Origin of the sequence: Dyella terrae (assembly GCF_022394535.1) — a bacterium.
GTDB lineage: Bacteria > Pseudomonadota > Gammaproteobacteria > Xanthomonadales > Rhodanobacteraceae > Dyella.
Genome location: NZ_CP089414.1, coordinates 3,317,220 through 3,339,798, shown reverse-complemented (window position 1 = coordinate 3,339,798; position 22,579 = coordinate 3,317,220). Strand labels below are relative to the sequence as shown.

19 protein-coding genes and 1 pseudogene are annotated in these 22,579 nt (G+C 63.4%); 10 read left to right on the top strand and 10 right to left on the bottom strand.

What is annotated here, in order from left to right:
• Positions 1-41: 41 nt before the first annotated feature.
• Positions 42-1,169 (bottom strand): hypothetical protein, encoded by a 1,128-nt coding sequence (locus DYST_RS14575; protein ID WP_239946386.1) that lies wholly within the window; start codon positions 1,167-1,169, stop codon positions 42-44.
• Positions 1,170-1,293: 124 nt separating this feature from the next.
• Here DYST_RS14575 and DYST_RS14570 point away from each other — a divergent pair, with 124 nt between their 5' ends.
• Both DYST_RS14570 and DYST_RS14565 read left to right on the top strand, forming a co-directional pair.
• Entirely contained in the window at positions 1,294-2,577 is a 1,284-nt protein-coding gene (locus DYST_RS14570) for an acetyl-CoA C-acetyltransferase (protein ID WP_239946385.1), read from the top strand.
• Between the two features lie 27 nt (positions 2,578-2,604).
• Positions 2,605-3,111, top strand: coding sequence for an energy transducer TonB (locus tag DYST_RS14565; RefSeq protein WP_239946384.1), 507 nt, complete (start codon positions 2,605-2,607; stop codon positions 3,109-3,111).
• Between the two features lie 10 nt (positions 3,112-3,121).
• On the opposite strand, the gene DYST_RS14560 is transcribed toward DYST_RS14565, so the two are convergent.
• The 5 genes from DYST_RS14560 to DYST_RS14540 are packed head-to-tail and all read right to left on the bottom strand — an operon-like array spanning position 3,122 to position 7,853.
• The gene (locus DYST_RS14560) at positions 3,122-4,987 is read right to left on the bottom strand and encodes a phospholipase D-like domain-containing protein (RefSeq protein ID WP_239946383.1); all 1,866 of its coding nucleotides are present in this window, start codon (positions 4,985-4,987) and stop codon (positions 3,122-3,124) included.
• A 35-nt stretch (positions 4,988-5,022) separates the two neighbouring features.
• Positions 5,023-5,592, bottom strand: a complete 570-nt coding sequence (locus DYST_RS14555; RefSeq protein ID WP_102302763.1) for a YceI family protein — start codon at positions 5,590-5,592, stop codon at positions 5,023-5,025.
• Positions 5,589-6,062 carry a SixA phosphatase family protein gene (locus tag DYST_RS14550; protein WP_239946382.1) on the bottom strand — a complete coding sequence of 158 codons (474 nt, stop codon included), beginning with the start codon at positions 6,060-6,062 and terminating at the stop codon, positions 5,589-5,591. The genes DYST_RS14555 and DYST_RS14550 overlap by 4 nt, the downstream gene beginning before the upstream one ends.
• Before the next feature lie 37 nt (positions 6,063-6,099).
• Positions 6,100-6,732, bottom strand: a complete 633-nt coding sequence (locus tag DYST_RS14545; RefSeq protein WP_239946381.1) for a ParA family protein — start codon at positions 6,730-6,732, stop codon at positions 6,100-6,102.
• Complete coding sequence (locus DYST_RS14540) at positions 6,726-7,853, bottom strand: hypothetical protein (protein WP_239946380.1); 1,128 nt, start codon at positions 7,851-7,853, stop codon at positions 6,726-6,728. Before DYST_RS14540 ends, DYST_RS14545 begins: the two co-directional genes overlap by 7 nt.
• A 166-nt stretch (positions 7,854-8,019) precedes the next feature.
• Between DYST_RS14540 and DYST_RS14535 the strand changes: the two genes are divergently transcribed.
• Positions 8,020-8,220 (top strand): antitermination protein NusB, encoded by a 201-nt coding sequence (locus DYST_RS14535; RefSeq protein ID WP_102302759.1) that lies wholly within the window; start codon positions 8,020-8,022, stop codon positions 8,218-8,220.
• Between the two features lie 76 nt (positions 8,221-8,296).
• Here DYST_RS14535 and speE read toward each other — a convergent pair whose 3' ends face one another.
• The gene (gene speE / locus DYST_RS14530; RefSeq protein ID WP_102302758.1) at positions 8,297-9,151 is read right to left on the bottom strand and encodes a polyamine aminopropyltransferase; all 855 of its coding nucleotides are present in this window, start codon (positions 9,149-9,151) and stop codon (positions 8,297-8,299) included.
• A 269-nt stretch (positions 9,152-9,420) separates the two neighbouring features.
• Here speE and speA point away from each other — a divergent pair, with 269 nt between their 5' ends.
• The 6 genes from speA (at position 9,421) to DYST_RS14500 (ending at position 16,143) form a co-directional block, all read left to right on the top strand.
• Positions 9,421-11,310 carry a biosynthetic arginine decarboxylase gene (gene speA, locus DYST_RS14525; RefSeq protein ID WP_102302757.1) on the top strand — a complete coding sequence of 630 codons (1,890 nt, stop codon included), beginning with the start codon at positions 9,421-9,423 and terminating at the stop codon, positions 11,308-11,310.
• 155 nt (positions 11,311-11,465) lie between these two features.
• The gene (locus DYST_RS14520; protein ID WP_102302756.1) at positions 11,466-12,251 is read left to right on the top strand and encodes a 3-hydroxybutyrate dehydrogenase; all 786 of its coding nucleotides are present in this window, start codon (positions 11,466-11,468) and stop codon (positions 12,249-12,251) included.
• A 114-nt stretch (positions 12,252-12,365) separates the two neighbouring features.
• The gene (locus DYST_RS14515) at positions 12,366-13,106 is read left to right on the top strand and encodes an acetoacetate decarboxylase (protein WP_239946379.1); all 741 of its coding nucleotides are present in this window, start codon (positions 12,366-12,368) and stop codon (positions 13,104-13,106) included.
• 16 nt (positions 13,107-13,122) lie between these two features.
• Entirely contained in the window at positions 13,123-14,313 is a 1,191-nt protein-coding gene (locus DYST_RS14510) for a DUF3734 domain-containing protein (protein ID WP_239946378.1), read from the top strand.
• Positions 14,314-14,333: 20 nt separating this feature from the next.
• Positions 14,334-15,194 (top strand): NAD(P)-dependent oxidoreductase, encoded by an 861-nt coding sequence (locus tag DYST_RS14505; protein WP_239946377.1) that lies wholly within the window; start codon positions 14,334-14,336, stop codon positions 15,192-15,194.
• A 313-nt stretch (positions 15,195-15,507) separates the two neighbouring features.
• Positions 15,508-16,143 carry a hypothetical protein gene (locus DYST_RS14500; RefSeq protein ID WP_239946376.1) on the top strand — a complete coding sequence of 212 codons (636 nt, stop codon included), beginning with the start codon at positions 15,508-15,510 and terminating at the stop codon, positions 16,141-16,143.
• A gap of 65 nt (positions 16,144-16,208) precedes the next feature.
• On the opposite strand, the pseudogene DYST_RS14495 reads toward DYST_RS14500, so the two are convergent.
• A pseudogene (locus tag DYST_RS14495) lies at positions 16,209-16,397 on the bottom strand (SPOR domain-containing protein); the annotation flags it as partial.
• Between the two features lie 197 nt (positions 16,398-16,594).
• On the opposite strand from DYST_RS14495, the gene DYST_RS14490 reads away from it, so the two are divergent.
• Positions 16,595-19,822, top strand: a complete 3,228-nt coding sequence (locus tag DYST_RS14490) for an autotransporter outer membrane beta-barrel domain-containing protein (protein WP_239946375.1) — start codon at positions 16,595-16,597, stop codon at positions 19,820-19,822.
• A 139-nt stretch (positions 19,823-19,961) separates the two neighbouring features.
• On the opposite strand, the gene DYST_RS14485 is transcribed toward DYST_RS14490, so the two are convergent.
• Positions 19,962-20,732 carry an SPOR domain-containing protein gene (locus tag DYST_RS14485; protein ID WP_239946374.1) on the bottom strand — a complete coding sequence of 257 codons (771 nt, stop codon included), beginning with the start codon at positions 20,730-20,732 and terminating at the stop codon, positions 19,962-19,964.
• The gene (argS, locus tag DYST_RS14480) at positions 20,733-22,424 is read right to left on the bottom strand and encodes an arginine--tRNA ligase (protein ID WP_239946373.1); all 1,692 of its coding nucleotides are present in this window, start codon (positions 22,422-22,424) and stop codon (positions 20,733-20,735) included.
• Positions 22,425-22,579: the final 155 nt, after the last annotated feature.

The following is a 22,579-nucleotide window of genomic DNA, read 5'->3' as shown; positions in this document are numbered from 1 at the left end:
GCCGTGTTGCGCCGGGTCGCGTTAATCCTTTATGCAGCGCTTCAGTGCAGTGCCTCGGCAGGCGCCCCCAGCTGACCTTCCGCGTCTAACAGGATGCAACCCAGTGCGTGCAGATCCGGTGAGATGCCGTAGCTGTCGGACAGTTGGGCCACGAGCGGACCCAATGCCTTGGGATGCAGGGGATAGCCGTGCGCGAGGACGCGCGCGCGACCACCATCGCCGCGCTGCGCTAAGGTCACTGCCACGACACCCAACCCGGGCGCTTCGTGGGCATAGAGCGCAGGTGCGTCGTAACCCGCGTCGGTGTCGCCGAAAGTCTCAAGCAAGTAACCGGGGGTGGCTTCGCCATCGGTCAATGTGAGTGGCAGGTGATGCGCATCGAGCAGCGCGGCGTACTGGCGCAGCTCAAATACCGCGCCAGCGAAATCGTGAGCGCGCTGGCTGATGTCGCCGGACTGGCCACGAAGCCACGCTGCAGGCGACTGCGCTTCGACTTTGCCATCGTGATAGCGCAGCGCGAGGCCGCGCGCGCTCAGTGTGGATTCGTCGCGATACGGCGTGAGCAGGGCGGCTTCCAGTAGCGTCCACAGCGGCGCGAGGTTGACGTGCTCGTATTGCACGCAAGTCAGCGCGAGCAGATCGTTGCGGCTGAGGTAGCGCACATGTTCCAGGCGCACGCCCAGTGTGCGCATCAGCCAGTCGGCGGTACGGGCACCGGCTTCGCCGCGACCCACCAGCTCCACTTCCAGCTTCTCCGCCAGGCTTTCGGCCAGCGCTTCGGGCGCGAGCAGCGACAGCGGTAGCAGGCGCATGGGGCCATCGGCAAACGCGGCCTCCGGTTCCAGCGGCTGGGCGGGCATGTGGCCTTCATGGGTGCCAAAGGCCACCACGTTCTCAATATGGCCGCGCGGTACGCGACGGGCCAGTTCGTCCAGCGTGGCCCACACGGGGAAGCCGGGCCGCAGCAGCTCCACGGTGTCGAACAACGCACCGGCCACGGCAAGGCGGGCTTCATCCACCTGCGGCACCAGCGTATGCAGGTCGGCGGCGATCAGCGCCGCCAGCTCGGCGGCTTCGTCGCGGCTCAGCGTGCGGCGTGGGGGCGCGTCCCCGGCGGACAGCTCCAGCGCGAGGACCGCGGGGAGGGCGACGAGCGTTTGTGCTTCCACGGATCACGAACCCGAACAGTAAAGAACTGAATTCTAGCATTTGAGGGGTTTTGGGCTTCCGCGCCGTATCAGAGCGGGTTAGCCTTGACGACTCGGCTTTTTCAGATCTTGGACTGCTCCAGCCATGGAAAACACGCTCAAGCGCGTCGGTGTGATCGGCGGCGTACGTATCCCGTTCTGCCGTAACAACACTGCCTACGCCGATGTCGGTAATTTCGGCATGTCGGTGAAGGTGCTTGGGTCGCTGGTGGAGCGGTATGGCCTGCATGGCCAGGAGCTGGGCGAAGTGGCCATGGGTGCGGTGATCAAGCACTCGTCCGAGTGGAACCTGGCCCGCGAGGCAGTGCTGTCCTCGGGTCTGGCGCCCACCACGCCGGCCATCACCACGGCCCGTGCCTGCGGTACCTCGCTGGACAACGCCATCATCATCGCCAACAAGATCGCCACCGGGCAGATCGAAGCGGGCATCGCCGGCGGTTCGGACACCACCAGCGACGTGCCGATCGTGCTTGGCGAGCGCCTGCGCAAGCGCCTGCTTGCCATGAACCGCGCCAAGAGCTGGCAGGACAAGCTGCGTGCCGCTACCCAGGGTTTCTCGCTGAAGGAACTCAAGCCGGCGTTCCCGGGCGTGGCCGAGCCGCGCACCGGTATGTCGATGGGTGACCACTGCGAAAAGATGGCTAAGGAATGGCACATCGCGCGCCAGCCGCAAGACCAGCTGGCGCTGGACAGCCACCACAAGCTCGCCGCCGCCTATGAAGCCGGTTTCTTCGAGGATTTGGTGGTGCCTTTCCGCGGTTTGAAACGCGATGGCTTTCTGCGTCCGGACAGCACCATGGACAAGCTGGCCTCACTGAAGCCGGCCTTCGACAAGTCCTCCGGCCACGGCACGCTCACGGCGGGCAACTCCACCGGTCTGTCCGACGGCGCGGCTGCCGTGTTGCTGGGCACCGAGGAGTGGGCAGCCAAGCGCGGCCTGAAGGTGCAGGCGTGGTTCCGTGATGCGGAAGTCGCCGCGGTCGATTTCGTGCACGGCGAAGGTCTGCTGATGGCGCCGACCGTGGCCGTGCCGCGCATGCTCGCCCGCCATGGACTCACGCTGCAGGACTTCGATTTCTACGAGATCCACGAAGCTTTCGCGGCGCAGGTGCTGTGCACGCTGCGCGCGTGGGAAAGCGCCGACTACTGCAAGCAGCGCCTCGGCCTTGACCAGCCGCTGGGCGCGATCGATCCGGCCAAGCTCAACGTCAACGGTTCCAGCCTTGCCACGGGTCATCCGTTCGCGGCCACCGGAGCGCGCGTCGTCGCCACGTTGGCCAAGCTGCTCGAGCAGAAGGGTTCGGGTCGCGGCCTGATCTCCATCTGCACTGCCGGCGGCATGGGCGTCACCGCCATCCTCGAACGCTGAGCGGGTTCGCTCGTCACCGTCCTTCCGATGTTTCGTCTGCGCACTACCGTCAGCCTGAGCCTGCTCGCGCTGGCGATCGGTGTGGCCGGTACGGCGTGGCTGAGCACACTCACCGGCGACTGGGCGGGGCCACCGGGCACGCCCGCTTCGCGCACCGACAAGGTACGCATGATGCTGCGACGTCATTCGCGCCCGCCTGCGCCTTCCGGCCACGTGGCGGTGGCGACGTCGGCGCCTCTACGCCCTGAAGAAACCGAGCCCATGCTGACGCCCGTCGAGATGCCGCCGCTGGCCGCGTCGTGGTTGCAGCGGACGGCCTTTGCCAGCGGGCGCGTGGTGTTGCAGCTCACTGTCGATGGCGAAGGCCGCGTTGATCATGCCGCCGTGGGCGAATCCAGCGGCAATGCAGAGCTGGACGAGCGTGCTCTACGCACCGTGGCACGCTGGCGCTTCGCGGTGCCGGGTGATCATCCCGATGGCTTGAGCGGCCGGCTGGTGATGCGATTCGACGACACACCTGTACCGTCTCGGTAGAAGCGCAGGGTCAGAGCACGCCTTGCACGCCTGCGCCAAACGCCGTGATCAAACGCGTGTAGATCAGCTTGGGCGACACATCGACATCGGGGAAATCGCCAACCGGCGTGTAGCAGCTCAAGAAGCCCGGATCACTGGGGCGCATTGGCGTGCAGCCCGCTTTGAGGTCGTAGCCGGTGGCGTAGCGGTAGGGCCACAGGTCGAACACCGGCAGGCTTGCCGAGACATCGCCGATGGCCATGCTCAGGCGGCTTTGCTGGCGTGGCGCGATCACCCATGCGTTCTCCGGCTGCGTGTCGCGCAGGATGCTGTCGCGCAGTTCGTTGGCAAAGCGCGCGTCGTACACGATAACGCCCGCTTCAGTGTTGTAGTGGTCCGAGCGCGGATCGAAGTTGTGCGAGCCGACCATGGCGAAGTCGTCGTCCACCACGATGGATTTGGCGTGCAGGCCGAAGCGGCGGCCCGGTGTGGTCAGTGGCGCAGGGCGGTTGCGGCGACCGCTGCTGCGGCTGCCAAGCAGGCCGCGTTCGTTGCCGACGTGGCGTGGCGGGGTTGCGCCGCCCTGCAAGGGCGGCGGCGGGCCGTCGTCGGCCGCCGATTCAGCGTTGTCTTCCGCTGGTCCTTCCGCGCGCGGCTTCATCTCGTAGATCTCGAAGCCGAAATCCTTGAGGTAGCGCTTGCGGTGCTTGTACGAGAGCGCATACACCGCGAAGGCATCAGTGGACGCGAGCGAGTTGGTCGACACGACGATGCGCGGTGGCGAATCGCCCTTGTGCAGCCGCTCGAAGATCGCGTTGGCGCGATCGCTCATCACCAGGTACGGCGTCTGCAATACCACCTCGTGCTGCGCTGCGCCGACCATGCGCATGAGATGTGCGGTGAATTCGTGGGCGCTGCGCTTGTCCGGTTGGTCCGTCTTGGCGGGCAGGTCGCTAAAGAAGTCGACGCGGCCCGTGCGCAGCGTGTCGGACACCAGCACGTCGTCGATCCAGCCACCGTCGCCGGCTTCCTCCTGCACACGCGCAACGCGCTGCGGATGGGCGTAGTGGGGCTCGGGCAGTGGGCCGGGATGGTTGTCGTCCAGCAGTCGGCGGTTTACATCGCTTAGATGCGTGAGCGGCGTTGAGCGCTTGTGCTTCCAGAAGGTCTCGAAACTTGTCGCCATCTTGCGTGCTGCGGGCCCGCCCACCATCACGTCGCGGTCGACGTAATCGAAGTCGTTATCCCAGTCGAAGTAACGGTCCTGATAGTTGCGCCCGCCGGTGATGCCGATCAAGTTGTCCACCAGCAGCAACTTGTTGTGCATGCGCTGGTTGAACGTCATGAAGCAGCACACGATGCTCGCGCTGAACTCCGCCACCGAGGTCTGCGCTTTGTGGAACGTCGGGTTGTAGAGGCGTATCTCCAGGTTCTGGTGCACCGTGGCGAGGCGTTCCAGCAGCACGGGGTCACCGAACGAGAACAATTGGTCGGCCAGGATGCGCACCTTCACGCCGCGCTGCGCCGCCTTGATCAGCTCATTGAGCATCAGTTGGCCGGCGTCGTCCTGATCCCAGATGTAGGTCTGCACGTCGATGCTGTGCTGGGCAGCGCGGATCAGATTGAGCCGCGCGACCATCGCCGCTTCGCTGTCGTTGAGCAGCGTCACCACGTGTACCGGTTCGTTGGGCGTGGAATCGGCCATTGCCTGTTGGGCGGCGTCGAGCAGTGGTGAGTCGACGGGGCAGTGATCTTCCCGGTCGCAGTTGAGCTGGCGTTGCGTGTCGCTCGCTACGACAGCGTCGGCTCGGCGGATGCGTGTGGGCGACACACTACATCCCGACAGAATCAGGATCGCTACAAGCAAAAGGGAGACGGCGATCCAGCGCTGGCGCATCGCCGGATGATACGGGAGAACGTTCCTATTCCTGCTTAACGCCGGGCGTAATCCAGGCTGATCATCATGCCCAACTGCACTTGGTCGGAAATGGCCGTGCGATGACCGCTCATACCGAAATCGCTGCGCTGGATCGTGCCGCGTACGGAGATCACACACTCTTGCGGTGCTTCCAGCGGGCAGTGGGAGGGAAGCACTTCGAAATGCGCCGGCTTGGTCACGCCACGCAAGGTCAGCGTGCCGCCGAGGTCGCCACCTTTCTCCAGCATCGCCAGCGAAATGGGTTCGGAAACAAATCGGATCGAAGGAAAGCGCGATGCGTCGAAAAATTCTGGCGTCAGCACCCAACGGCGAATGCGGTCTGATCCCATGTGGATGCTGTCCACGGTGATGCGGGCATCGACGGTGGCGGTGTCATGCAGCTGGCTCAGGGTCACGTCACCGTCGATTTCCTCGAAGCGGCCGCTGATCTGGCTGAGCCAGAACAGCCTGACGCCGAAATCGGCGTGGGATCGTGCGGGGTCGATACGGTAGTCCGCTGCCTGCGCCGGCTGCATGATCAGCAGCAACAGCAGCAGGCAACAGCTAGCGATAGGCAACGTCATGGGGACCAGAAAGCATCCAAGCGCGCATTGCCCGGTTCGAGCGTGCCGTTGAGGTGAAGCACGGCCAAGCCGCCGGGCGGCATGCCACGGAACTCGTCGGAGCGGCCCTCGACCAACAGGGCCACCAACCGTTCGATGCCGGGGTTGTGCCCTACCAGCATCACCGTGCCGGCATCGCCGTACTGGTCGAGCAGGGCCAGCAGCTCGCCGGGCGTGGCCTCGTAGATGTCATCGGCAAACTCGGTGGCCGGCGCCTTGCCGTAAGCGTTGAGCGCGAGTTCGGCAGTGGCGCGGGTGCGTTCGGACGGCGAGCACAGCACGCGGTCGACCTTTACCCCGTGCGACGCCAGCCACTTTCCGGCGGCCTTCGCCTCTTGCTCTCCGCGCCCGCTCAGGCGCCGGTTCTGATCGTTGGCTCCGGAGGTGGCCGGCTGAGCTTCGGCGTGTCGCAACAGGATGAGTTCGTGCATGTTTGGCTCCCAGTTAGTGCCACTTTGTGGCACACAATCAATGCTGGCGTTTGATCCAGCGCAGGAGGTGTTTCCAGTCCTCCTGGTGGCTTCGGACGTTTTCCGAAGCGTAATCAAAGATGCCCTTGCCGAGGGCAGCCAGCAACACATAGGCCTGGCTGTCCCGCAGTTGTGCCACTAGCGGAAACGGCGCCTGCTCGGTTAGTTGGTTCATGGCGTCCTGGCTGGCGTTGGTCCACGGCTTGAGACGGTTGCCGACCAGTCCAACGGGCAGCTTCCCCCGTTTGATGCGGTTGACCTGGCGGAGTTCCTCCAGGAAACCGAACGTGGCATCGAGATCGAAGGTTGACGGCAGTACGGGTACCAGCACCACGTTCGCCTTTTCCAGATAAGGCTCCAGGTCGCGCTCTTGCGAGCCGGCCGGCGTGTCGATCAGCACGCGCTGCGTATCGGGCGGGAGTTTTTCCAGCGCCCTGCGGCCACCTTCGATGGCCAGCACGCCGGGAACGTTGTCGGGGCGGTTGGCCGCCCAGCGAAAGCCGGATTGTTGCCGGTCGGCGTCGACGATGGCCGTGTGCTTGCCATCCTGCGCCCAGTGAGAGGCTAGTTGCGTGACCAGCGTGCTCTTGCCGCAACCGCCTTTGCTGCTTGCTACCAGTACCGTCAGCATGATGCCGCCCCAGTGTCCAAGCCGGGACTCAGCCTACACGATGGTCGGGGAGCGAGCGCAAGCACGAACGTCGCGAAACGATGTTCGCGCTTGCGTTGCATCCACAGGATCAGCCCCCCCTTGGACGGATCCCAGTCGGACGGTGCGTCCACCGGCATGTTGAAGTCATGCAGGGCGGTCAGCACCAGGCTCATCTGCGTGCCGCCCGAGCGGGCCAGCTTCAGCAGGTGCTGGGCAACGGCCGTGTCGCCCTTGGCGCGCAGGGAGAGCTGCGAGAAGCTCTGCACCTGCCAGACCAAGTTGCGGCGCAGGTGCTTGGCGTCTTCCTGCTGAGCCGGATCGTCGGCCAGCACTTCACGCAGGTGCAGGCCCAACGAGCGGGCCAACGGGCTGGAGCCCCATTCCAGCAGCTTGCCCAGCTTGAGGCAGTCGGCCTTCACGCTGGCCTTGTCGGCGTTGTCCTCGCACAGGCGCGAGGTGGCCTGCAGCGCGGGCTGGGGTTGGCCTTCGGCCAGGCCGAACACGAGGGTCAGCTGTACGTCGGCGCCGTTCATGGCCGACAGCGGGCCCATCACATTGGCCGGTGGGGGCAGGGTGGTCACGGCATTGGCCAGCGCCTTCAGGGTGGCGCCGGTGTAGTCGTCATAGGCCTTGGCCGAGGCGGCCTTGGCCAGATCCTGGCGGGCGTCGTCGTTCTTGCCGTCGCGGATGTCCTGGCCCAGCTTGAGCAGCCATACGGCCGCATTGTCTGGCGCCTGCTGCACCAGCTTGACCAGTGCGTCGGTATTGGGGCAGTCATCGCCCTTGGCATCGCAGTCGCTCAGGCGGACCCAGCTAATTTCCGGGCCTGCGCCTTCGGCCGCAGAGGCCCGGTCGATCAGGGCGTGATAGCTGTTGAAGTCCGGCTGGTCCTGCAGCGGCCGGGCCAGCAGGGCGGCGCCCATCAGCGGCAGCGGGTCCGCCTGCGGAGCGGTCACGCTGACCAGATCCTTTTGATACTGCACCAGCGCCTTGTGCCGATCCGCCTGCAGATCGGGATTGGCGGGCGTTTTGGCCGCCAAAGCGGGGCCGGAAGTCGCGGCCAGCAGCAGGGCGAACGGGAGGAGGCGGCGTCCAAGCATCGAGTGGTCCTTACACAAAGCCAACAATCAGGATAACGCCCAAGGATTAAGCTCGCCTGATCCGCTGGACGGGTGGGGCGGGAGAACGCGCCCAGCCTTGTTAGCATGGCCGCTTTGCGACGCCCCGGGGTGACACGTCATCCTGCGCAGCACAGGAGAAGACTACGTGAACGACATTTCTTTTTTGGCCGACGGCCGCGCCGCCCCTTGGTTCGTCGGCTGGGGCACGTTGGCGCTGATCAACGCCGGTCTGGCCCAGGGCAAGAACCGTAGCGGCTTGTTGTGGTTCCTGCTGTCGCTGGTGTTCGGCCCGCTGGCCACGCTGGTGCTGGTGCTGATGCCCAAGGCACGGCAGACGTTGTTCTGAATAACTGAGGCACTGCGTCAGGCACAAAAAAGCCCGGCATGGAGACCACGCCGGGCTTTCGTTGAAACAGATGGACTTACTCGCCCAGCGCTTCGCGCATGAATTCCGGCTGGGCCAGCGCCGCCTTGTGGATATCGGCGTTGTAGTAGCGGGTCGGGAAGTTCTTGCTCAGCGCGCCGCGTTCGCGGAAGCCAGCCAGGTCGCCGCCCTTGCGCACCATGGTGCAGCTCCACCAGCCGGTGGGGTAGCACGGCTGCGGGAACGGCAGGGTCTTCACCGCGGTGAAGCCGGCGGTGCGCATCGCCGAGCGCATGGACTTGATCAGCTCCAGGTGAGCAATCGGCGATTCCGACTGCTGCACCAGGATGCCGCCGTGGCGCAGGGCCTTGTAGCAGCTGGCGTAGAAGGCGGCGTTGAACAGGCCTTCGGCCGGGCCGACCGGGTCGGTCGAGTCGACGATGATCAGATCCAGCGATTCCGGCTCCGCCTCGGCCATGTACTTGATGCCGTCAATGAACAGCAGCTCGGCGCGCGGGTCGTTGTTGGATTCGCACAGCTCCGGGAAGTACTGCTCGGCGAGGCGTGTCACGCGCTCGTCGATCTCCACCTGCACGGCGTGCTCCACTTCCTCGTGCTTGAGCACTTCACGCAGCGTGCCGCAGTCGCCGCCACCGATGATCACCACGCGCTTGGCGCGCGCATGGGTGAACAACGCCGGGTGGGTCATCATCTCGTGATAGAGGAAGTTGTCGCGGCTGGTCAGCATGACGCAACCGTCGATCACCATCAGGTTGCCCCAATCGGTGGTCTGGTAGATCTCGATGGTCTGGAACGGGGTCTTCTCGGCGTGCAGCAGCTTCTCCACGCGGTAACCAATGGAGGAGCCGGAGGCCTGGTGGGCTTCGGTGAACCAGCTAGGGTGCTGCGACATGGGGATGTTCCTGACGATCGATGGGTTCAAAGAACGGGAATTGTAGCCGAACGGGGTCCCGGGGCGGCCGGGGACCCCAATCTTAGGCACATTGTCACAAGAGGCCGTTACAATAGCCGTCCGAACCGCCGCGCCAGCTTGCCCGCGGTTCTTAAGTCGGCCTGGCCCCGCGGCGTGCGAGGCTTCCGGCCAGCCGGCTTTGTTTCGTCAAGGCTCGCCGCTGCGACGACATGTCCAGGGTGTTACACCCGCAGAACAAGGAACCCTCCATGTCGAAGCACTGGAACATCGACGCTGCCCGCCATACCTACGCCATCCCGCATTGGAGCGATGGCTACGTTGACGTCAACGACGCTGGCCATATCGTGATGCGTCCGCACGGCGCCAAGGGCCCGGCCCTGTCGCTGCCGGCCATCGTGGACCGCGCCCGCGCCGAAGGCCTGCGCTTGCCGCTGCTCGTGCGCTTTCCAGACATCCTCGCTGACCGTTTGAAGCGTTTGCAGGATGCGTTCGCCAAGGCCATCGGCGAATGGAGCTACGAGGGTGGCTATACGGCCGTCTATCCGATCAAGGTGAACCAGCAGCGCGGCGTGGCCGGCGAGCTGGTCGCCGCGGGCGAGCACGGCTTCGGCCTAGAAGCCGGCTCCAAGCCGGAGCTGATGGCCGTGCTGGCGATGGCACGCCCCGGCAGCATCGTGATCTGCAACGGCTACAAAGACCGCGAATACATTCGCCTCGCGCTGATCGGCCGCAAGCTCGGGCTGCGCGTGCATATCGTGATTGAGAAGCTGTCCGAGCTTGATCACGTCTTCACCGAATCCAAGGCGCTGGGCGTCGAGCCCCTGCTCGGCGTGCGCGTGCGCCTGGCCTCCATCGGCGCGGGCAAGTGGCAGAACACCGGCGGCGACAAGGGCAAGTTCGGTCTGTCACCCAGCCAAGTACTCACGCTGGTGGAGCGCCTGGATCGGGCCGGTCTCAAGCACACGCTGAAGCTGCAGCACTTCCACATGGGCTCGCAGATTTCCAACGTGCGCGACATCGCCAACGGCATGCGCGAAGCCACGCGCTACTTCGTGGAGCTCAAGCGTTTCGGCGTGCCGCTGGACATCGTTGACGTGGGTGGCGGCCTCGGCGTGGACTACGAAGGCTCGCGCTCACGCAGCCACAACTCCATCAATTATTCGATCGAGCAGTACGCCTCCACCATCGTGCAGTCGCTGGCAGAAGCCGTGGCGGAAGCCAATCTGCCCGCGCCGCACATCATCACCGAAGCTGGCCGCGCCATGACCGCGCACCACGCCGTGATGGTGGTGAACGTTACCGAGGTGGAAGAAGTGCCCGTCGGCAACATCCCGTACGCGCACGAACACGAGCCGGCCGTGCTGCGCCGCCTGCGCGAAACCTGGGACGAGCTGGACCAGCGCCCCGCGCTGGAACTGTTTCACGAAGCGCAGCACCACCTTGCTGAAGGCCAGACGCTGTACGCACTCGGCCAGCTGAATCTGGAAGACCGTGCGCGCCTCGATGACATGTACTACGCCATCACCAATGCCGTGCGCACGCGCCTGTTGCCCGCCGAGCGCTCGCATCGCCAAGCGATGGACGAACTCGACGAGAAGCTCGTCGACAAGTATTTCGTCAACTTCTCCGTGTTTGAATCCGTGCCGGACATCTGGGCCATCGACCAGATCTTCCCGATCGCGCCCATTGCGCGGCTGAACGAAGAGCCCACGCGCCGCGGCGTGATCGTCGACCTCACCTGCGACTCCGATGGCCGCATCGACGATTACGTTGATGCCGAAGGTGTAGACGTGAGCTTGCCGCTGCATGCGTTGAAGGAAGACGAGAGCTACCGCCTCGGCATCTTCATGGTTGGCGCGTACCAGGAAACGCTGGGCGACATCCACAACCTGTTTGGCGACACTGACGCGGTGAATGTGCGCGTCGATGGCGATTCGTATGTTTTCGCGCACAAGCGTCGTGGCGACACCACCGACCTGATGCTTGATTACGTTGGCTACGACCTCGACGCCCTGCGTCACAGCTATCGCGAGCGCATCGCCGCGGCGGGTGTGGAAGGGGAGTCGGCAGAGCAGCTATTCGTCACATTGAACGAAGGATTGACCGGCTATACGTACCTGTCTGAAGGCGCGCACTAAACGGTTACGAGCCAGGCAGCGCTCAAGCTGTCCATTCGTCGCATAGATGCGCGCCTACAAGCTGTGTCAGCCTGTCCGTCTAGACGGACAGGCCGCGCAGCCTACAACCTGATTCCGTTTTTGCTTTCCCCCGATCCCCATCGAAAGGAGTGGTTATGGCAAGTCTCGACGGCAAGGTGGCACTCATCACTGGCGCAGCCAGCGGCCTGGGCAAGGCAATTGCCGAGCTCTACGCCAAGAATGGCGCGGCGGTAGCCATCGCCGATATCAACCAACAGGCAGCTGATGCTGCCGCAGCCGAGATCAATGCGGCAGGCGGCAAGGCCATCGGCGTTGCCATGGACGTGACGGACGAAGCTGCCGTCAACGCCGGTACCGACAAAGTCGTTGCCGAGTTCGGTCACCTGGATATCCTGATCTCCAACGCTGGCATCCAGATCATCAACCCGATCGACCAGTTCGCCTACGCCGACTGGAAGAAGATGCTCGCCATCCACCTCGACGGTGGCTTCCTCACCACACGTGCTGCACTCAAGCACATGTACAAGGACGATCGCGGCGGCATCGTGATCTACATGGGTTCGGTGCATTCGCACGAAGCGTCCAAGCTCAAGTCCGCCTATGTCGCCGCCAAGCACGGCCTGCTGGGCCTGGCCCGCACGCTGGCGAAGGAAGGCGCCGCCCACAACGTGCGCTCGCACGTGATCTGCCCCGGCTTCGTGCGTACGCCGCTGGTGGAAAAGCAGATTCCCGAGCAAGCTAAAGAGCTGGGCATCAGCGAGGCTGACGTGATCAAGAACGTCATGCTCAAGGACACCGTCGATGGCGTGTTCACCACGGTGGACGACATCGCGCAGACGGCGCTTTACCTCGCCACGTTCCCGTCGGCGGCGCTCACGGGGCAGTCCATCGTCGTGAGCCACGGCTGGTACATGCAGTAAGTCGCCACGCCCCGTCCGGCGAAGCCGGACGGGGTCACCCGCTGTATCTCATCGATACCGGTCCGCACGGGCCAGCATGCGCTGTGCGGGCGGGCTGCCAGGAGCACTGCTGCCATGAAGATTGCCGACGTGAAGGCCAACGCCTTCGCCATGCCGTTGACCAGCCCCGCGTTTCCCGTGGGGCCTTACCGCTTCGTTAACCGCGAGTTTCTTGTCATCACCTATCGCACGGACATAGATGCGCTGCGCGCCGTGGTGCCCGAGCCGTTGCAAGTGACCGAACCGCTGGTCAAGTACGAATTCATCCGCATGCCCGACTCTACCGGTTTCGGCGACTACACCGAATCGGGTCAGGTCATTCCGGTCAGCTTCGAGGGCCAGCACGGCGGCTACGTGCACTCCATGTATCTGAACGACCATCCGCCCATCGCCGGTGGCCGTGAGCTGTGGGGCTTTCCCAAGAAACTCGCCAGCCCCGTGCTGGAGACCGAGATCGACACCCTGGTCGGCACGCTCGATTACGGCAAAGTGCGCGTGGCCAAGGGCACCATGGGCTTCAAGCATCGCCCGGCCGATGAGAAGGCCGTACTGGCTTCGCTGGCCGCGCCCAACTTCCTGCTCAAGATCATCCCGCACGTGGATGGCACGCCGCGCATCTGCGAGCTGGTCCGTTACTACACCACCAATGTCACGCTCAAGGGTGCCTGGACAGGCCCTGGCGCGCTGGAACTGCATCCCCACGCGCTGGCACCGGTGGCTGAGCTGCCGGTACTGAAGGTGGAGTCTGCGATGCATTTCATTACCGACCTGACCCTCGACCTGGGCACGGTGGTGTACGACTATTTGGCTGACTAAGCTGAGGCTGATGCGTATGGACGTCCGTAAAAACTCGCCGGCATCGAAGCTGTCCGATCAAGACCAGCTGCGACAGCTCCATAAGCAATACAAAACCACCGCACTGGTGCTGCAAGGTGGTGGTGCGCTGGGTGCGTATCAGGCCGGCGTGTACGAAGCGCTGGACGCAGCCGGCATCCATCCCAATTGGATCGCCGGCATCTCCATCGGCGCGCTCAACGCGGCCGTCATTGCCGGTAATGCGCCCGAGCATCGCGTCGAGCGGCTGCGCGAATTCTGGCAGACGATCACCCGTGCACCGTTGTTCCCCGTCTGGCCCACAGCGCCGCTCGACCCTAGCGCGTGGGAGTTGCCGTGGCAGAACGGCGTAAGCGGTTGGGCCGCGTGGCGCGCACTGGTGGAAGGCCAGCCGGGCTTCTTCACGCCTCGGCCGTTCCCACTGTGGCCGTGGCGCGCATCGCCGACCACCGCGAGCTGGTACGACACCTCGCCGCTGAAGACCACGCTGGAACGTCTGGTCGATTTCGACCGCATCAACCACAAGACCGCCATGCGCGTATCGGTCGGCGCGGTCAACATCCGTACCGGCAACTTCGCGTACTTCGACAACACCGAAGGCGAGCTTCGCGTTGAGCATTTCATGGCGTCCGGCGCGTTGCCGCCGGGGTTCCCAGCCGTCGAGATCGATGGTGAGTTTTATTGGGATGGCGGCATGGTCTCCAACACGCCACTGTATAAAGTCCTGTCGGATGCCTCGTGTCGTGACTCGCTGGTCTTCCAGGTTGACCTGTGGAGTTCTCGCGGCGAGGTGCCGCGCGACCTGGCCGAAGTCACATCGCGCGCCAAGGACATCCAGTACTCCAGCCGCACGCGCCTGATCACCGAATACATGGCGCAACGCCAGCGCCAGCAGCGCATACTTCACGATCTGATGGCGCTGGTGCCGGAAGACCAGCGCAAGCATCACGCCTACCGTCAGGCGGAGGTTTACTCCAACAGCGCCGTGGTGAACCTGTTCCACCTGATCTACCGAAACAAGCCGTACGAAGGGCACTACAAGGATTACGAGTTCAGCGTCGACAGCATGCGCCAGCACTGGAGCAGCGGCATGGAAGACATGCAGTGCACGCTGGAAGAACCGCAGTGGTTCGAGAAGCCGGCGCCTGAACACCCCTTCGTGACGCATGACGTCCACTGTGAAGATTGATTGACCCTGCAGGAACATCCATGACAATCAAGGCAGCATTTATCGGACTCGGCGCTATGGGCACGCCGATGGCCGGCCATCTCAAAGCGCACGGCCTGCTTCATGCCGTCGCCAGTCGCACGCAGTCCAATGCGGATGCGGTGGCGAAGGAACTCGGCGTTGCCGCACCGTCGCTGGCGGACATCGCCCAGCAGTGCGACGTGATCGCGCTGTGCGTTACCGCCGATGCCGACGTGCTCAATACCGTCGATGCACTCGCGCCGCATCTGAAGAAGGGCGCCATCGTGGTGGATCACTCCACCGTTGCGCCGGATACCGCCAAGCAGGCCGCGGCCAAGCTGGCGGCGGTGGGTGCGCATTTCCTCGACGCCCCCGTGTCCGGCGGCGTGGAAGGCGCAAAGAACGGCAAGCTGTCTGTGATGGTCGGCGGTGAGGCGGATGTACTCGAACGCGCACGCCCAGTGTTGGAAGCCTACGCGCTGCGCGTCACGCACCTGGGTGACGTTGGCGCCGGGCAGGCGACCAAAGCAGTGAACCAAGTGCTCGTTGCTGGCATTGCGCAGGGCGTGTGCGAAGGCCTCGCACTCGCCGAAGCACTCGGCCTTGATCCGGAACGCCTGCTGCCCACGCTCGGTGCGGGCGCGGCTGGCAACTGGTTCCTTGAAAAGCGTGGTGCCACCATGCTGAGTAACGAGTTCAGCGTCGGCTTCAAACTGGGCCTGCTGCACAAAGATCTCGGCATCGTGCGTCGCATTGCGGAGAACGCAGGCACCAGTCGCAACGTCATCGAACGCTCGCTAGCGGACTATGCGGAACTGATGAGCCAGGGTTATGGCGACGACGACATCTCCGGCCTGATCCGGCTGAAGCGCAAAAGCTGACAGACTGCAGGGCATATGTGAAAAGCCGCGCGTTTGCGCGGTTTTTTCTTTGGGTGCTCGACGGTCAAGATCGTCAGGCGACGAAAGCCATGCTTTGGCCAAGTAGAAGATCACGCGCTGGCGCAGCGCTACTGGCTGTCGTCGCTTCGTAGCCGGACTGCTAATGTTTGCCGACACTATCAACGCGGACACATCTTCCCGTGTAACGATCAGCCTATGAGCTGCCTCGGGCGCACCATAGGAAAGTCGTCGCGCGGTCTCCTGCGCAGTGCCGGATCGATCGACCTGTTCCCAAGGAAAGGATCGCTGCCTCATGAAACGAAAGCACATCCAGCGTACGTCTCGCCGATGCTTGACCTGGAGCACGGCATGTCTTGGCATGCTCGCGCTGTGCGCAAGCACCACGGCCTTCGCGCAGAGCGCCATTCCCACGGGCAAGTTCAACGCATGGCTGCACGAAAAGCCCGTGCCGGAGGCGCCGCTGTATCGCGCGCGCATGGCGGGCGTGGCGAGCTACAAGACCTATCACGCCAATGCGACGTTGGCTTTCAACTGCCGCACTGATTCGGCGCATGTCTCGGCGGAGCTGACGTTCGATCCCAAGGTGCTCGGCTTCGACACGGACCCTTATGAAGGGCCTGATGCGACGGCCAGCGGGCCCATCACGGTGACCAGTGGCAACGATGCGCCCGTGCGAATCAAGGTCGGCGGCTGGTTTGGCGACGGTGGTCCCTTCGATACGGGCACGCCGTTTCTGTTTGGTTTCTCGCTAGACGATGCATTGGTCCGTCACTGGACAGCGGACACTACGCGCGGCCACAACCTGCGCATCGAGGTACCGGCCGCCAAAGGCGGCGGGTCGATGACGGTGGCGTTCCGCTGGCCCGATGACGATGCCGTGTTCAAGCAGGTCGTGCTGCCTTGCCTCGGCAAACCCACTGCTCATTGAGTCGAAAAAAAGGCCGCACGGTGTGCGGCCTTTTCATACATGCATCGACGTGATGCCGGGCTTGCTTAGCGACCTTCCTTCAGTGCGATGGCATTGATGCCCGCCGAAGAGAGGCGCTGCTTTGCCGATTCCAGTTCCGTGGCGGAATGGAACGGGCCCAGGCGCATGTGGCTGTAGGTCTGACCATGGACGCTTACCGGCGATACGTTGGCGACAAAACTCTGCATAGCCATCGCAGCCCTCGGCGTTTCGGCGCCGTCATTCCGAAAAACAATGCAACGAGATTCTTCTGAGTTTTATATCAAACGAAAAAACTTACATATTTCGGGGGTATCTGATTGGTTCAATAGGTTCCGCTCGCTAAAAAGCACGGTTGGTCTTGTGAGCACATGCCGCCCTTGATGGCTGTGCTCGCGCGCAGTCGTGATTTAGAAAAGGAAGCGGTACTGAAATGAATCAGATTTACAGATTGATCTGGAACACGGCGTTGGGCAGCTGGACGGTAGTGTCCGAATTAGCGAAGAGCTGCGGCAAGCGATCCGGCCCGCAAAAAGTGGGAGCTGCACTCCTGATGGGGATGGCTATTCAGGGCCACACACTGGCTGCGACCTTTACCCAGCCGGTCATTGTGCAAGATGGCACTCGTCTTGCCTTGAATGGCGATACGGTGACGGTCACCATGGATGATGCCGCTGGTTTGTGGTCAGAAAATCCCGGCTCATACATCACAGCGAACGGTGTCACGGTGAACGTCGCCGGTGATCGTTCAAATGGTGCATACGCCGCCAATGGCGGCCACGTCATGCTGAACAAAGGGTCGCTGAGTACAAGCGGCGGCTCGGCCGACGGTATCTGGTCGGTTGATGCCGGTTCGACGATTGAAGTGAACGATGCATCCATCCAAACGATCGGCGACACCTCGTATGGTGCTAGCGCTACGGATGGTGGTGTCGTATTGGTGGGAGGGGCGACCAGTGTGATGACTACTGGAAGCCATAGCGTGGGCTTATATAGCAGCGCCCAGTATGGTGCTGCCAGCCTGACCGCCTACACTCCGAAGGTCGAAACGCAGGGCGCAGCGGCTCACGGTGCACTGGCGGAACAGGGTGGATTGCTGTCGATTACGGGTGGTCTTATCAAAACGGTAGGCGACAACGCCTACGGCGTTGTCGCCCAGGACAGCGGCACGCGTGCAACGGTGGCGTATGCGGGGATCAACACTAGCGGAAGCAGTTCTCACGGTGTCGTGGCGAGCAATGGCGCTGTTATTGCGCTAACCGGTGTTGACATCACAACAAACGGCGCGGCTAGCAGTGGCCTGGTCGCCATAGGCAGTGGCAGCCAGCTCACCACTGCCGACTATTATGAAGTGCATACCTTCGGCGGGGATAGCGCAGGCACTGGCGCCTATGGTGTCGATGCCGAGAGCGGCGGTCAGGTGAAACTGAATGGGAATACGTCCATAACCACCCTTGGGACCAGCGCAATGGGGTTGCGGGCCAGTGGTAACGGCAGCCTAATCACCACGACAGGCCAGCTCAACATCGCCACCGCGGGTAACAGCGCCTATGGCGCCGTCGCCTTCAACGGTGCCGCCATGACGCTGGGGGATGGTACGGTTATCAACACCGCTGGTAGTGATGCGCACGGATTGGCCTCGTTAAGCGCAGGGAGCAGCATCAGTGCGACTGGTACTACCGTCACTACAAGCGGTTCGCGAGCCGATGGCGTTGCGCTGGGCAATGGGTCCGCCGTACTTGTAAACAGCACCGTAACCGGGCAGCGCCACGGCCTGTCCCTGACCACGGATGGCTCGGCATCAGTCAATAACGCATTTGAGATGTCAGGCGGTTCGGTTACGTCCGTTACGGACAGCGTGATCTATGCAGAGGCAGGTCAAAACGTCGTCAATCTCACCGATGCTGCCCGGGTTACAGGTGGCAATGGTGTACTGCTTTACGTCACTAAGCCGGGGACTTCTGTTGACCTGACGGCCAACGGCAACGTCGCGTTGGTGGGCGACGTGAAAGCGGATGCATCGACGACGGCCAATGTGGTGCTGACTCAGGGCTCATCGTTGACCGGTGCGCTGCAGAACGCGAACAAGGTCAATATTGACGGCAGCAGCACCTGGAACATCACCGCCAGCTCCGATATGCAACAGCTTTCATTGGCGGGAACCGCTGCATTTACCCCTTCGGCGGGAAGCTACAAGACTGCCGTGGTGCATGGCGATCTGGTCGGTACGGGTGGTACCGTCGTGGTGAATACCGTGCTCAATGATGGCGGGTCGCTGTCCAATCAGTTTACGGATCGCGTGCTCGTGGAAGGCAATGCCAGTGGCACGACGTACCTGAAAGTCACTGGTTCGGGTAATGGTGCGCTCACTGATACCAACAAGAATGGTGTGATGGAGTCGAACGAAGGCATCTCGTTGGCTCAGGTCGCGGGGCAATCGTCGTCATCGTCTTTCGCGTTGTCCGGTGGCTACGTTGCGGTTGGTCCGTGGCGCTATAACCTCGTTGCCTATCAGCCTGGCGCGTCTGATGGCACTCAACGTGTCGTGGCAGGTCAGGGCAATGGCTACTGGGATTACCGCCTGCAAAATGCGGTTGTGCCTGATCCAACCCCGGTGCCTACCCCAACTCCCACGCCGGATCCGGCCCCGACGCCCACGCCAGATCCGACTCCTGCGCCACGCCCTGAAGTTGTGCCACAGGTCCCGTCGTATCTCAGCGCATCGACGGCCATGTTGTCCTATGGCATACGCAACGTGGGTACGCTGTATGACCGACTCGGTGAAATCCACGGCGATGGTGTCAGCGCCGCCGGTAACACCGATGAGCTCTACGCACGTGCGTTCGGTGGCAACTATCAGTACCACACCAATCGGAGCGCCGGTCAGTTTGGTTACAACTTCGATCAGAACGATCGTGGCGTCCAAATCGGTGGAACATGGCTGCGGATGGACAGCGATGCATCGACGTTCCGACTGGGTATGTATGGCAGCAGGGGTACGTCGCGTATCACACCGCAGGCCATCGACGGCAGCAGTGCGATGCGCATGAATGCGAGCAGTGTGGCAGCCACGGGCACGTATGTGCACGGAAGCGGCTTCTATTTGGATGGCGTGGTAGCGCGCAATTACTACAACACGCGCGTGGATACCGCCTATCGCGGTTATGACATGGCTGATATGAAGACGCACGGCTGGACGTATTCGCTGGAAGGCGGCTATCCGTTCGTGTTTGCGGATGACGTGCGGATCGAGCCGCAGGCGCAGGTTATTTATCAGTCCCTGAAAACCAACGCGTTTAACGACGCCGATGGTCTGCGCGTAACACCGCAGGATGCCGGCGCATGGCTGGGTCGTGTAGGTGCAAACCTTGGGAAGACGTTTGTCACCGGTAACGGTCAGCGTTGGACCCCGTGGATGCGGGTGAACTACTTGTGGAGTTCGGGCAGCGCAAGCAATGTCACTGTGGCCAGCGATGCCTGGGGTGTCAGCAATACCTTCACCACCGGCAGCTGGGGTCAGGCGTGGCAGCTGGGTGCGGGTATCACGGGTGTATTGACGCGTACGGTTTCGGTGTATGCCAATGCCGATTACCAGGCCGATACTGGCGGCGCGGGCGAACAGGGCTGGAGCGCGGGCATGGGCGTACGCTGGCAGTTCTGACCCGGATAGGGCGGGCCGCGTTAGCGCTGTCCGTCATCGTCGTAGCGTAGGTGCAGTTCGTTTTATCGAACGACGCAAACAAAAAGGCCGTGTCGCGAGACACGGCCTTTTCTTGTGTAACGAATGGAGCGATGGCCGCTTAGCGACCTTCCTTCAGTGCGATGGCATTGATGCCCGCCGAAGAGAGACGCTGCTTTGCCGATTCCAGTTCCGTGGCGGAATGGAACGGGCCCAGGCGCACTCGATTGTAGGTCTGGCCGTTGACGCTCACCGGGGACACGTTGGCGACAAAACCCTGCATGGCCAGCTTGGCCTTCAGCGTTTCGGCGTCGGCGGCGCTGGGGAACGCGCCAACCTGCAGCAGGTAACCACTGCTGGCCGGTGTGGCTGCCGGAGCGGCAGCGGTGGGTGCCGGGGCATGCACCGCCGACTCCGGTGCGGGCGTGATGGCTTCGCTCACGGCAGCAGGGCCCGGTGCGGGCTTCTGCGCTGCCGCCTGTGCTTGCTGCTGGGCAGCGGCCTGCGCCGCCTGCTGCGCGGCCTGTTGCTTCTGCTGCTGCTCGGCCTTGGCTTGCGCACTGATCACGGCATCGGGGATGCGCACTTCCTTCTCCGACAGCACGGAGTAGAAGTCGTACTGCGGCTTCTTCGCTGCCGTCGGCGTGTTGCCGTTGTCCGTGGCGGAGGTGGATTCGCTGCCTGCAGCACCGGCATCGCTGCCGCGTTGCGCGGTGGCCTGCGCGTTCGGCTGCGGGCCTTCGCTGGGGTTTGGCGCCATGGGCAGGTGGCCACGCATGGCAAACATCAGCACCGCACCGATCAGGATGCCGATAACAGCCCAGCCCCAACCCGGCATGCTGCCGTTGCTGTTGCGGACGGCCTGTCGGCCTTTGCCCTTGCGTGCTGCCATTTACATCTTCTCCGGGGCACTGAGTCCCAGCAAATCCAAACCGTTGCGGATGACCTGGCGCGTGGCGAGCACCAGCGTGATGCGCGCGTTGCGCAGCTCGGCGTCGTCCACGATCCACTTGTGCTCGTGATAGTAACTGTGAAGCGCGCCAGCGAGTTCGCGCAGGTATTGCGCGATCAGGTGCGGTTCTAGATTGGCTGCGGCGGCCTCCACCACTTCCGAGTAGCGGGACAGTTCGGTGAACAGGGCCTGTTCGTGCTCGCTGTCCAGGCGACCGAGCTGGGCAACGCCGGCCTTGGTATCCACGGCGGGCAAGCCACGCTCGGCCAGTTCCTCCAGCACGCGGCACACGCGGGCGTGGGCGTACTGGATGTAATAGACCGGGTTGTCGTTGCTCTGCGAGCGGGCCAGATTGATGTCGAACACGAGCTGCGAGTCAGCCTTGCGGGCGATCAGGAAGTAGCGGGTCGCGTCGCGGCCAGCTTCCTCGATCAGGTCGCGCAGGGTGAGGTAGCTGCCAGCGCGCTTGGAGAGCTTCACCTCTTCGCCGCCGCGCATCACCGTCACCATCTGGTAGAGCACGTAGTTCGGGTAGCCCTTGGGGATACCTTCGTCCAGCGCCTGCAGGCCGGCCTTCACGCGGGCCAGCGAGCCGTGGTGATCGGAGCCAAGCACGGTGACGGCGTTGACGTAGCCGCGCTGCCACTTGGTCATGTGGTACGCCACGTCCGGCACGAAATACGTGTAGGTGCCGTCGGACTTGCGCATGACGCGGTCTTTGTCGTCACCGTAGTCAGTGCTGCGCAGCCACAGTGCGCCGCCTTCCTCATAGGTGTGACCGTGGGCGACCAGCTTGCTGACGGTCTCTTCGACCTTGCGTTCGGTGTAGAGCGAGGATTCGAGGTAGTACACGTCGAAGCCGACGCCGAAGGCGGCCAAGTCCAGGTTCTGCTCGCGGCGCAGGTAAGCCACGGCGAAATGACGGATGGCGTCCAGATCCTCGGCGTTCTTCGCGCCGGTGACCACGTGGCCTTCCACCTCGACGCTGTCGCCGTTCAAGTAAGCCTGCGCCACGTCCGCGATGTAGTCGCCGCGGTAGCCGTCTTCCGGCCAGCCGGCGTCGTTCGGCGTGAGGCCGCGCGCACGGGCCTGGGTCGACACGGCCAGGTTGTGGATCTGCACGCCAGCGTCGTTGTAGTAGAACTCGCGCTTCACGTTCCAGCCGGTCGCGTCGAGCACGCGAGCGATGCAGTCGCCCAGCACCGCGTTGCGGCCGTGCCCCACGTGCAGCGGGCCGGTCGGGTTGGCGGAGACGAACTCAACGCCAGCCGTGATGCCGTTGCCGCTGGTGCTACGGCCGTAGGCGTTGCCACCGACGAGCACACGATCCACTTCGGCGTGATAGGCACCGGGCGCAAGGAAGAAGTTGATAAAGCCGGGGCCGGCAATGTCGACCTTGCCCACGAGCCCGTTGGCCGGCAGGGCGGCAACCAGCTTCTCGGCCAGCTCACGCGGCTTGGCGCGCGCCGGCTTGGCCAGCAGCATCGCGGCGTTGGCAGCGAAGTCACCATGATCGCGGCTGCGCGTACGCTCGATCACGAAGTTGGGCACTTCGAGCTCGGCGGGCAGGGTGGCGTCATTCTGCAGGGTACGGATGGCCTGCAGCAGCAGTTCGCGCAGCTGTTCTTTCACGGTAAAGGTCTGACGGATATGGAACCGGCAATGCTATCAGACGCGAACTGTTCCGGCCGGGCTTCGTTGCGGTGCGGCGCATGCTGCGATGCGGTGCAGAAGCCTGTGGATAACTCTGTGGGGAATGCAGGCCGTCTCCAGACCCGCTGTGCGAT

What these genes read in the sequence shown, in the direction of transcription:
- DYST_RS14545 (WP_239946381.1), bottom strand. Translation starts at nt 6,732, where the DNA reads ATGCTGACGGTACTGGTAGCAAGCAGCAAAGGCGGTTGCGGCAAGAGC.
- speE (WP_102302758.1), bottom strand. Translation starts at nt 9,151, where the DNA reads ATGTCGCAGCACCCTAGCTGGTTCACCGAAGCCCACCAGGCCTCCGGC.
- DYST_RS14555 (WP_102302763.1), bottom strand. Translation starts at nt 5,592, where the DNA reads ATGACGTTGCCTATCGCTAGCTGTTGCCTGCTGCTGTTGCTGCTGATC.
- DYST_RS14510 (WP_239946378.1), top strand. Translation starts at nt 13,123, where the DNA reads ATGGACGTCCGTAAAAACTCGCCGGCATCGAAGCTGTCCGATCAAGAC.
- DYST_RS14550 (WP_239946382.1), bottom strand. Translation starts at nt 6,062, where the DNA reads ATGCACGAACTCATCCTGTTGCGACACGCCGAAGCTCAGCCGGCCACC.
- speA (WP_102302757.1), top strand. Translation starts at nt 9,421, where the DNA reads ATGTCGAAGCACTGGAACATCGACGCTGCCCGCCATACCTACGCCATC.
- DYST_RS14485 (WP_239946374.1), bottom strand. Translation starts at nt 20,732, where the DNA reads ATGGCAGCACGCAAGGGCAAAGGCCGACAGGCCGTCCGCAACAGCAAC.
- DYST_RS14565 (WP_239946384.1), top strand. Translation starts at nt 2,605, where the DNA reads ATGTTTCGTCTGCGCACTACCGTCAGCCTGAGCCTGCTCGCGCTGGCG.
- DYST_RS14505 (WP_239946377.1), top strand. Translation starts at nt 14,334, where the DNA reads ATGACAATCAAGGCAGCATTTATCGGACTCGGCGCTATGGGCACGCCG.
- DYST_RS14490 (WP_239946375.1), top strand. Translation starts at nt 16,595, where the DNA reads ATGAATCAGATTTACAGATTGATCTGGAACACGGCGTTGGGCAGCTGG.
- DYST_RS14500 (WP_239946376.1), top strand. Translation starts at nt 15,508, where the DNA reads ATGAAACGAAAGCACATCCAGCGTACGTCTCGCCGATGCTTGACCTGG.
- DYST_RS14520 (WP_102302756.1), top strand. Translation starts at nt 11,466, where the DNA reads ATGGCAAGTCTCGACGGCAAGGTGGCACTCATCACTGGCGCAGCCAGC.
- DYST_RS14515 (WP_239946379.1), top strand. Translation starts at nt 12,366, where the DNA reads ATGAAGATTGCCGACGTGAAGGCCAACGCCTTCGCCATGCCGTTGACC.
- DYST_RS14540 (WP_239946380.1), bottom strand. Translation starts at nt 7,853, where the DNA reads ATGCTTGGACGCCGCCTCCTCCCGTTCGCCCTGCTGCTGGCCGCGACT.
- DYST_RS14560 (WP_239946383.1), bottom strand. Translation starts at nt 4,987, where the DNA reads ATGCGCCAGCGCTGGATCGCCGTCTCCCTTTTGCTTGTAGCGATCCTG.
- DYST_RS14570 (WP_239946385.1), top strand. Translation starts at nt 1,294, where the DNA reads ATGGAAAACACGCTCAAGCGCGTCGGTGTGATCGGCGGCGTACGTATC.